1 protein-coding gene is annotated in these 1,434 nt (G+C 61.3%); it reads right to left on the bottom strand.

The window, feature by feature from the left end:
* Nucleotides 1-75: 75 nt before the first annotated feature.
* Entirely contained in the window at nucleotides 76-1,332 is a 1,257-nt protein-coding gene (locus tag AO501_RS14960) for a DDE-type integrase/transposase/recombinase (protein ID WP_174900780.1), read from the bottom strand.
* Between the last annotated feature and the right edge of the window lie 102 nt (nucleotides 1,333-1,434).

Raw genomic sequence — 1,434 nt, 5'->3', positions numbered from 1 at the left:
CGTGATGCCTCATGTAAATATGCCCGCGAAAATTGATCCATGCCTCACATAAAAATGCCCGCGAAACGGGCTGGGTCAGCCGGCCTTGGTCCGGATGCCTTTGCGGATGTTGGGTAGGGCGGTGGGGATGCTGGCGAGGTAGAGCTGCTCGGTTTTTTCCTTGGCCAGCAGGAGAAGCCGGTTCTGCAGGTCGGCGATCTCGCGGCCGATTTTGGCGGGGTTGAGGCTGTCGCGGTAGGCGATCAGTTCGGCCTGCTGTGCTGGTGAAAGGACGCCGGCGGCCAGGAGCCGGTCGAATGGGGTCTGCGGGGTGTCGTAGCGGCGTCGGCGCCGGCCGTCACCGCTGCTGGCATATCCGATGGGTTTGATGGTCGGGGTCAGGTAGTTGAGCCGGTCGTTGACCAGTGGCCACAGCCGGTTGAGCACGGCTTGTTCTTCAGGGGTGTCGTAGCGGTAGTAGAACGCGTATTTGCGCACCAGATGGTTGTTCTTGGATTCGATGGTGGCCTGGTCGTTCTTCTTGTAGGGCCGCGAGCGGGTGAAGAAGATCTCCATCTGTGCGGCCCACTTGATGACGGCCTTGTTCAGGAACTCGGTGCCGTTGTCAAAATCCAAACCTGTTACTTCGTAAGGTATCTCATGAAACCCTGCTTTCAGTCCGGCCAGGATGTGGGTGTTGGCGTTGTTGCGCACGGTGCGGGTGAATACCCAGCCGATATGTACATCGGTGAGGTTGAGGGTGCGGGCGAACTCACCTTTCAGTGTTGGGCCGCAATGCGCGACCGTATCGCCCTCGAAGAAGCCAGGTTCGTCTTCTACTTCATCGCCTGCCTTACGGATCTTGATCGAATTCCGCAGCAGCGGTGAGGGTTTCGTCGTCGACACACCACTGATCTGGCCCTTGGCCTTCGCCGGCGCCAGGTAGCGGTCAATCGTCGCCGCGCTCATCTTCAGCAACTCCTCACGCACGGCCGGGCTGTAGCGGTCACGGCCAAAGGCCAGCTCGTCGTGGCGTTCTAGCCCGTCAAGCTGCAGCCGCATCGAAGCAGCCAGATACTTCCCGCACTGCCCACCCGAGGCGGCCCAAACCCTTTGCAGCACCTTGAGCGCGTCATAGGAATACTTCACAGCCCGAGGCTTGCGGGGCCGCTTCGCCACACCGCGCCCCGGCCCCGGTGGCCGCATCGCCGCTGCGGTAAGCCTTCGCCGGGCATTGTCGCGCGACCACCCGGTCACCTCGACCACCTGATCCAGAATCCATCCCCTGTCCTTCTTGCAGGCCTTCACATACGCCCTGGCGTACCTGGTGGTGATCTCGGCCCGAGACGTCATCGACAACCCACTTCCCATGCCTGACGACGGTCACCGTTTCGCGGGCATTCTTATGTGAGGCACCGAGGGCGTTTCGCGGGCACTTTTCGTGAGTCAAGCCGT

This window comes from Mycobacterium gordonae, from assembly GCF_001417955.2.
Lineage (GTDB): Bacteria > Actinomycetota > Actinomycetes > Mycobacteriales > Mycobacteriaceae > Mycobacterium > Mycobacterium gordonae_B.
This window is presented reverse-complemented; position numbering and strand designations above follow the sequence as displayed.

Excerpts from the sequence above, each read along its gene's own strand:
- AO501_RS14960 (WP_174900780.1), bottom strand. The coding sequence starts at position 1,332 with ATGACGTCTCGGGCCGAGATCACCACCAGGTACGCCAGGGCGTATGTG.